Source organism: Rhizobium sp. AP16, from assembly GCF_000281735.1.
Classification (GTDB): domain Bacteria; phylum Pseudomonadota; class Alphaproteobacteria; order Rhizobiales; family Rhizobiaceae; genus Rhizobium; species Rhizobium rhizogenes.
In genome coordinates, this window is sequence record NZ_AJVM01000006.1 from 134,177 (window position 1) to 143,026 (window position 8,850).

General features: G+C 55.2%; 8 protein-coding genes and 1 pseudogene. 1 reads left to right on the plus strand and 8 read right to left on the minus strand.

Features of this window, described 5'->3' with window-relative positions:
* Positions 1–50: 50 nt before the first annotated feature.
* Positions 51–229, minus strand: a pseudogene (locus PMI03_RS30885) (transposase); the annotation flags it as partial.
* Between the two features lie 249 nt (positions 230–478).
* A complete protein-coding gene (locus PMI03_RS05200; protein WP_039973629.1) occupies positions 479–1,609 on the minus strand; it encodes a helix-turn-helix domain-containing protein in 1,131 nt (376 codons plus the stop codon).
* A 511-nt stretch (positions 1,610–2,120) separates the two neighbouring features.
* Here PMI03_RS05200 and PMI03_RS31480 point away from each other — a divergent pair.
* Positions 2,121–2,441, plus strand: a complete 321-nt coding sequence (locus PMI03_RS31480; protein ID WP_007690586.1) for a hypothetical protein — start codon at positions 2,121–2,123, stop codon at positions 2,439–2,441.
* A gap of 133 nt (positions 2,442–2,574) precedes the next feature.
* Here PMI03_RS31480 and PMI03_RS05210 read toward each other — a convergent pair whose 3' ends face one another.
* The 6 genes from PMI03_RS05210 to galE all read right to left on the minus strand — a co-directional run.
* Positions 2,575–3,075, minus strand: a complete 501-nt coding sequence (locus PMI03_RS05210; RefSeq protein WP_007690587.1) for a DUF995 domain-containing protein — start codon at positions 3,073–3,075, stop codon at positions 2,575–2,577.
* A 33-nt stretch (positions 3,076–3,108) separates the two neighbouring features.
* Positions 3,109–4,056, minus strand: a complete 948-nt coding sequence (locus PMI03_RS05215) for a glycoside hydrolase family 26 protein (RefSeq protein WP_007690588.1) — start codon at positions 4,054–4,056, stop codon at positions 3,109–3,111.
* Entirely contained in the window at positions 4,053–4,616 is a 564-nt protein-coding gene (locus PMI03_RS05220) for a DUF995 domain-containing protein (protein WP_007690589.1), read from the minus strand. Before PMI03_RS05220 ends, PMI03_RS05215 begins: the two co-directional genes overlap by 4 nt.
* Entirely contained in the window at positions 4,613–6,034 is a 1,422-nt protein-coding gene (locus PMI03_RS05225; protein WP_034522312.1) for a UDP-glucose/GDP-mannose dehydrogenase family protein, read from the minus strand. Before PMI03_RS05225 ends, PMI03_RS05220 begins: the two co-directional genes overlap by 4 nt.
* Before the next feature lie 33 nt (positions 6,035–6,067).
* Positions 6,068–7,903 (minus strand): glycosyltransferase family 2 protein, encoded by a 1,836-nt coding sequence (locus PMI03_RS05230; protein WP_007690592.1) that lies wholly within the window; start codon positions 7,901–7,903, stop codon positions 6,068–6,070.
* Positions 7,900–8,850: UDP-glucose 4-epimerase GalE (gene galE / locus PMI03_RS05235; RefSeq protein ID WP_007690594.1), on the minus strand; the 951-nt coding region annotated here is incomplete at its 5' end. The genes galE and PMI03_RS05230, both read right to left, overlap by 4 nt.

Consider the following 8,850-nt stretch of genomic DNA (forward strand, 5'->3'; position numbering starts at 1 on the left):
ATGGTTGCGATGTCGATCATTATCTCTGACGTCTGCACGCGATACTGATGGTCCTGTCTGATGGCACGACGATCATCTTGTGTCCGGCCGCGTATCTTGTCTTCGTTTCTGTAGAGCTCGGCAATGCGCCGCAGCGGCTCGGTGGCAATGGGGCGGGTCTGGCAGCGGCCAGTTCGTAAAAACGCCGACAAACATGCGACCAGCAGAAAGCCAGCGAGACAGTGTTCTTGGCAGCAAACGGGCGGTAGCCGCCATGCAGCCAACGTAGCCTCACTTCGAACGGAGCTGAACGGGATTGTGGTTGGCGACCATGCTGCGGCATCTTCGCGCGATTGGTGCTAGCCCCGACGCCGCGCCGGCTCTTGATGGAACGCCAAACGACATAACGCACGCGAAGGGATTCGAACCCTCAACCCCAACCCATTCGTGAGTTCGAAGCGAACTGCCCGAACCAGAAGGCGATCGCCTCCGTGGGTCGTCAAAGGCCAAGTGTGCTCAGCCAGCTATCGAAGGTCGGCAGCTCCTCCGTATGTGGCGGGTGTTCGATCCTGAGCTCTCCCATATGCTTGCGCACTTCGCTGGGGCTATAGCCGAATTCATGGGTGAATGCGCGGCTGAAATTAGCTGCAGAATCGAAACCAAATTTGCTGGCGATATCGATAATTTTTCGGTTATCGGCAGGATCGGCAATCGCCGCGCGGGCGGCCAAAAGCCGTCTTTTGCGGATATAGTTCAAAACGCCACCCGATGTTTGGAATAGCTCATAGAGTCGGGTGCGCGAAATCGCCAGTTCACGGCTCAAAGTTTCAGGTGTCAGATCCTCCGAACCCAGATTGTTTTGGATAAAGCGCCGGGCTCGAGTCATCAGCCCGATCTGCGAAGTTTGGTCGTTGACCATATGGCAATCCATAAGCGGCGCGACGCAATGGAACACCATCTCCCGAAGTTGGCTCCTTACACCCTGCAGATCATCCCTTGTTAGACGATCAAGATTCGCCTCGAGGAAGGCGACGTAATCGGAGAGAAGCTTCACGCGCGCACCGCTGAAAACAACATTGTTGCTAGCGCCCGGCAGTCCGCCTCGATCGGCAAACAGATCATAAGGCAGGATCAGGGTGACCGATTCCGCGCTCAGGGTACGTCCGTAAAAAGGATAACCGAGTGTGCGGATTTCCATCATGCCAGGCTCGTTTTCCGCAACCCGCCCATTGACGCCGGTCCATGTTCTTCCGGTGCGCAGGAACGTAATCTGCCAGTGATCTACGGAGCTAAAGCGTACCTTCTCGGCGGAGCGCTCGTAGCTGAAAGCCGGTGTGGCTTGCTGGATAAGCAGCACCCCTTCAAGATTCCAGACGGTTTGATTGACCGGAAAACAGTCATCAACTTTTGCATTCTCCGGCAAGCGCATATCTATGAGCGGCGCCATGCGATCCTGCCACGCAGGAAACTGTTGATCCAAGCCCAGATCTCGAGTCGAAAACGGCAGGGACACGAGCTGCGGCACGCCTTGGGTTCCGCTACAGAGCGGCACCTGGGATATACGCGGCCACCGACGTCTTTCTACAAACGTTGGCTGTTCTGAAGAAACATCAGCTTTGCTCCACATCATTGTGACGGCCTTTCAATAGTACGCTGAAAGTTGTCCAGTCTTAATTACCGTATGTTCTCCAAGTACTGAATAAGCATCCAATACATGAGCGAGACCAAACAGTTAGGGCGGAAAATAATCTTGGCGTAGAGAACAGTTCCTTTCCCGGATACCTAAATCGGTATAGGAACACCCAAAAATGGCCTGAATCTGATTGCATGGCCCCCTTAGAAAGGGGCAGAGAAACACGTGGAAAGCTACCGTGTTGTATTTTGGGAAGTGCGTTCTGCCTAAAGGCAACGCAACGGCAGACAAGTTCGCGAAAGCAAAAGGCGCCCGACCGAAGGTTCTGGGCAGCGATCGCAAGTTACGCAAAATGAACGCCCTTAAGGATGGCATTGTTGCAGACCTTGGCCTGAAATTGCAACAAATAATTAAGCAGAAATCCTTAATATTATCAAGCAACTTATGACGAAAAATTAAACAATTTTCGCCATAAATGACACAGAGCAACAATCACAGGAAGTAACTGATGAAGTTGAATCGACACATATATAGTGAGCGCCCTAATCATCGCCTATTAAAATTGGCACTAGCTTCTTTCGGCGCGCTGGCAATTTCCACAACTCTACTTAGCAGCGTAAATGCAGCTGATTTGAAGCGGCCGGAAAAGAAAACCATAGAATTATATATGAAAAAATATGAGAGAAATCACACGTTCTTCTACAACGGGAACCCCCGTGCAGCGAAAGTCAATGTTTCCGCAGAGGAGTATTTCAAGGGTGCGCCCTATATTTGCACACCAAGCGGATTTGGAAGAACATCGCACTGTCGTGCGCGCAATACATTTTGATGCAGATATAGGTTCTTGCGGATCATTCAAGAGACGGAAATAGGGGCTGCTATCTTAGACAGCGGTTGCACGAATTGATGATAGACAATTCGCTTCCGCACTTCGCTATAGCCCCTATTCCAGCGTCCGATTTTCAACCCGGCAGGTGTTTGCTGACATAGTCACCCCGCCGCAGTTTGCGGACCTCATCATCATGCTTGAGCGGATTGTGCCGGAACACATACCATTTTCCGCCCGATGCCCGTTTCTGATAGATGACCCCTGCTTTCTCACGATGCATAAAGCAGGAGACATTCTGTGTGGCAAATTTCCTGCTATGCCAAAGGGCATTCATGCAGAGCTTGCCCCTGTTGGACGTATACCAGCTGCCCTTTGCGTAAGACTTTTGGGCACCTGTATGCGACCATGCGATGAAATGATGCCGGTTTTTCGAGAAAAAACCCGCACCATTTTTCCATACCCACGAGCGTCCAACATAGAGCCTACGTACTTCGGCGGCGCTCATTGGCATTGCCTTACTGGCCGCGCGGGTGATCACCCGATCAGCCTGTTGTTGTGTTGCTGCACTGGCTGTCCCGAATAACAGCAACGTCGCAAGCGCAGCATTCAAGATGACGAAACGGAACGAAGACATTTTTGTTTCCACTTCAGCTGTTTACTGCGGTGATCAGTTCACGAGGGGGCTGGCAACAACACGCCAATCCGGCCGACCCAAGCCATCCGGCCACGGATAGACTTCACGGTCGTTGAAATATACGACTGCTGTCATGTCTGGGAATTCGGCATGCGGCTTGGCGGCTTCTTCAGCCCAAGCGCGATTGTAAGCGTCATTCCCCTGATAGCCCAGTTCGGCGATGACGATCGGCTTTCCAAAGGCCTTAACGCGGTCGTAGCCCGGCTTGGTCGCTTCCACAAAAGTTGAGTCCCGTCCGATTTTTTTCTGATCGAATGGCTGGTAGCCGAAGACCGAAAGACCGACGACATCAACGTAACGATCGCCGGGGTAGTAGGCTTCAAGTCCCTCCTTCCCCATTGGGGACCACATATATTTCGCGGATGGTAGACTTTGGCGGCATACCGTGATGGCATGCCGATAGGCCTTCACATAGCCTTCTGGTTTCCAGTAGGCCCAAGTGAATTGCCCGTTCTTTTCATCCATTTCCTGGGCCCAGCGGATGGTAACGGGGCTCTGGAGCTTAGCTGCCGCCGAACACACCGCTGCCATGTTGGCATCGTAGCGACCGGCGAGAATCCCGCTCAAAAGATCCTCGGGCGCAACGCGCCAGTCGCGCGCCCAGGACCAGGGCTCAATCGTAATCAGCAATGCGCGCCCGCGCGTACGCGCATAAGCATCCGCCGTGCTGAGAGTTGCGAGATCGACATCTTCCCAGGCTAGGAAGAGATGCTCGATCTTGGGATTATGGTCGTTGGCAAAATCCCCATTCGGATCATAGGCACCCGAAGCAAGCGATTGCGGGGTGATGATCGGCCTCTTGTCATGGAACAGGCTTTGGTTCTCGGCCTTTGCCTCCAGAACATCACTGGCAGTGTAAGCTGCTCCGCAAATAGCGGCAGTGCAAAGCATAGCTGCCGTCAGTTTGGATATGGTTTTCATTGGAGTGTCTCCTTCTTCTGCTCGGTTTTGCCCGCGCTCAAGGTGGCTTTCACGACATCTAGTCGCTGCGAAACCAGGTCATCAGCGACCAGCTTCTCCGCCTCATCGGCTTTTTGGGCGACGGCATGACGAAATACGAACCAGGACCCATCCGGCTCATGCCTTTGGTAGATGGTTCCATTGCTAATTTGATGGACAAAGCAGGTTTTTGCCGGGAACTTGCCGTTTGTCGCATGCCAAGCCGCCACCAAACATAGGCGACCCGTATCGGTTACTGTCCAACGGCCCTCGGCCCAGGACTGACCTCCTGCTCCATCGATCCAGGCGAAAAACCGGCGATCTGCATCCTGCATTCGTCCCGCGCCATCGGACCACTGCCAAGTCTTGTCACGATAAAGCACATAGAGTTCACCCGCCCTCATGGGCCGGGCGCTTGTCGGCAGCTTGACATCGACCTTGGCGGCGGCGGCATTGCTCGACGCGGTAAGCCCGAACGCAGTGGCGAAGGCCAGCGCTGTCGCACAAGCAAGGTGGGTGGCTTTGTTGTTCGATGACGTCATTTTTGTTCCTCCCGCACAGCAACCGAGGCAGCTTTTGCCGTTGTTATGTTGACCGCCCGTAGGGTACTGTTCCTCCGCCTCGCGGTGTTTTGAATATCGCTCTCTGTCCTGGCCGACCGGCCGATGGATGAAACGCGAAACCCAAGCTGTTCGGCCGCATCGGCATTCAAGGCGTTTCTAAGATCTATGAGAATTGGCTGACGCATGTTCTGCTTGAGTTGAGCCAGATCGATCTTCTTGATGGTTTCCCATTCCGTGATGACGACAACGGCGTCGGCGCCTCTCGCGCACTCATAGGGGTCGTCACAGAATTCGACGTCGTTGAGGATTTTCGCAGCATTCTCCATGCCGACAGGGTCATAGGCGCGGATGCGGCCGCCGAAACGTTGCAACGCTTCTATGAGTGGCACAGAGGGCGCATCGCGCATGTCGTCGGTATCGGGTTTGAACGTGAGGCCGAAGATGGCAATGGTCAGGCCGTCTATGTCGTTGCCAAGTGCTTCCATCACTTTCAGCGCCATGCGTCGCTTACGTGCCTCATTGGCGCTGACGGTCTCCTCCACAATGCGAAGAGCTACCCCATGATCCTGCGCTGTCCGCAGAAGCGCCAGCGTATCCTTTGGAAAACAGGAGCCGCCATAGCCAGGCCCGGCGGTGAGAAAACTTGTCCCAATACGCTTGTCGAGCCCGATGCCGAGCGCCAGCTCGTTTACGTCGCTGCCCACCTGTTCGCAAAGATCGGCCAGTTCATTGATGAAGGTGATCTTGGTCGCCAGAAATGCGTTCGCGGCATATTTGATCAGTTCCGAGGTGCGTCGCATGGTGATGAGAACCGGCGTGTTCTGCGACGCGATCGGACCGTCATAGAGTTCGATAAGACGCTTGGACGCGCGCTCGTCCTCGACACCGATCACAACGCGGTCCGGCGCAAGAAAGTCGCTGACCGCAACGCCTTCGCGTAGGAATTCCGGATTGGAGGCAACAGAGAACGTGCCGGCTTTGCGGACAGAACCGATGATCTTCTGCACCACGTCCCCCGTGCCGACAGGCACGGTCGATTTGACCACCACAACCGTGTTGTCCGCGATCAACGGCGCAAGTTCGCGCGCTGCCATATAGACGAAGGAAAGGTCCGCATCTCCATGATCGGCGCGTGGCGGCGTGCCGACAGCTATGAAGACGACCGCGGCTCCGTCTACCGCCTCGGCCAGGTTGCAGGTGAAGTCAAGCCGTCCCGAGGCGTAGTTGCGCTCGACCAATTCGTCGAGTTCGGGCTCGTAGATCGGCATTCTGCCCTGCTGGAGGTCTGCAATCTTCCGCGCATTTTTATCCACACAGACAACAGTGTTGCCCCATTCGGCAAAGCATGTGCCGCTAACCAAGCCTACATATCCGGTTCCGATAACAGCTATTTTCATTTGCGTTCGCGCCAATGGCGCCCTTTCCTGTTATCAATTCGTGTCAGCGCCACTCGTGCGCCAACGGGGATTGAACACGATCCTGTGCAGGTCATGTCCGCCTATTCCGGCGCCCGCGACCGAAAAACGGTATTCGAACAGCGTGTAGCCGCTCGTGTCCCAGGTCAGCGACTCGACGCCGCTACGGCCGCGCTCGATGGTGGCAACACATGGCAAAACGATCAGGGTGAGCAGGCTTCCGGCGAGCGCCGGACGATAAAAGCGGCTGGCCATGCACACGATGTTTTCGCGAGCATGCTGCAGAACGATAACCAAGACGAGCAGCGTATAGATGGCTGCGTTCACCGTGGCGAAAATGTAGAAGCCGCCGGTGTCTCTGGCATTGGCGACGAACAGTACCGGCAGAACTGAGATCAGCGACAGCAAGATATAAGGCGCGAGAACTCTAGAAGGGAGCGGATCGACATCAGACGTGCCCTTCGGCGTGACCCGAAAATCCACGAAAGATCCCGTTGCCCAGTCGCGCACCGCCGCCAGAGTTCCCGCAAGTGCCCACGGCCAGCGGGCGAACAGAAACAATGTCATTTCCCAACTGAGAATCTTGGCATCCACCGGCCGGAAGGTGCCGGTTTTGCGCCACCGATAGGCAAGCAGGATCAGCAGCACCGACTGTGGCACGAAATGAAGCAGAAAGTCAGGATAGGACACATCAACGAAAATCCTTCCGCTTATAAGCGCGGCCACGGGCAGGAAAAACATCAACGCCATGAAGAGCGAAAAGAGACAGTACCAAAGCTGTGAGAACAGGAACTGCATCTTCAGCCGCAATGGCAGATGTCTGACCAGCTTCGGCGAATATTGCAGCAGGATCATCATCAGGCTGCGCGACCATTGGAACTCTTGCGTAATGAGATCTGTGAAGGTACGCGGACCATCGCCATGAGCGATGGCGTCGAGTGCATGAACACCGCGCCAACCGTGCGCGTTCATCATCAACGTGGTCGAGTGATCCTCGGCAAGTTCAGGCCCAAGCCCACCTATATCCTTGAGGGCTGCGGTTCGAACGGCGTAGTGCGAGCCGATGCAAAGCGGTGCCAGCCCGCCATTGAAGCCTGCCTGCAGCGATCCATGCATGCTGGCTTCGGCATAGAGACGACCACGCGCTGACCAACTTTCATGGGCGTTATGGTCACATATGCTGGGCGCGGAGACATAGCCAACGGCCGGATCGGCGAAGGGACGCAGCATCTGATAAAGATAGTCAGGTTCCGGCACATGATCGGCATCAAGCTGGGCAACGAAATCATAGCGCGCATAGCCATAGTGATCATAAAAGAAGGCGAGATTGCCTTCCTTGCAACGGGTACGGCGCGGCCATGTCTGGCGGTGATAATCCTCACGACCCTTACGAGTGGAAACATGAACGCCTTGTTTGTGGCACCAGTCCAGTGTCGCGGGCGAAGGATCTTCATCGGCAAGCCAGGTGTCGTGCGGCACTTTTTGCGCCAACATGGCGGACAATGTCTTAGCCACGATTTCGAAAGGCTCCGATGGTGCCTTCGTCACCACCATTGCCACGCGGCTGCCGGCAGGCAAACGCAGCCGTCCGCTTGGTTTCCGCGCGCGGTAGAAGACGACAATAAAGTAGACCGGAATGATTGTGACCCACGCCAGCACCGAGGTCACCAAAATGGATCCGACAAGATAAACATGGTGCGCGGGGACAAACCACCAGCGCCAGAAGTAGACAACCGCGGCAAGCCATAAAGCGGTGCCGGCAAGATATTCAGCGCGCCGATAACCGGCCAGGACTGGCACCATTAGCGGTTCGTCTCGTATTGCTTGAGCTTGTATCTCGCGCATACTCATTCGTGCACCTCCAATCCGAAGAAAGGAGCGGCAGTTCGGATGATCGTTTCAATGTTTGAATAAAGAGGCTGAAAGCCGAGTTTCTCGGCTGCAAGACCCGAAGCTGCGTAGAGCGCAGGCGGGTCGCCTGCCCGACGGGCACGCATTTCGACCGGCACCGGGCATCGGGAGATTCGCCTGATCGCGGTCAGAATCTCCTTAATGGATGTTCCGTGGCCAGTACCCAGGTTGACGGCGAGATTGGCGCCACCTCTCATCAGATATTCAACGGCTAGTATGTGAGCACGCGCAAGATCCATGACATGGATGTAGTCGCGGATGCATGTGCCGTCCGGCGTGTCGTAGTCGTCGCCGTAGACTTGAAGAAAGTCGATAGAGCCGCTTGCGGCAAGCAGTGCACGAGGGATCAGATGTGTCTCAGGATCATGCCACTCGCCGAGTTCTTGCTCCGGATCGGCGCCTGACGCGTTGAAATAGCGGAGTGCCGCATAATGCAGCCCATAGGCCGCCGAATAATCGGCGAGCATATGTTCCGCAATCAGCTTTGTTCTGCCGTAAGGATTTATCGGCTGCGGGATCTGGTGCTCGCGGATCGGTAGATGATCCGGAATGCCGTAGATCGCGCAGCTCGATGAGAAGATCAGCTTGTCCGTACCCGTGCGGCGGCATGCTTCCAGCAACGAATGAGTGCCGTTCACATTGTTGGCGTAGTATTTCGCTGGATCTTCAACGGACTCACCCACATAGGCCGAGGCCGCGAAATGTATCACCGCATCAGGGCTGTATTTTGTGAGAACCTCGACGAGGCGTTGCGTGTCGAGAATATCCCCCTTTTCAAGGGGACCCCAGCGTACCGACTCTTCATGGCCTGTCGAGAGATTGTCATAAACAATCGGCTCATAGCCTTGCTTGCGCAAAAGCTTGGCGGTGTGGCTGCCGATGAAGCC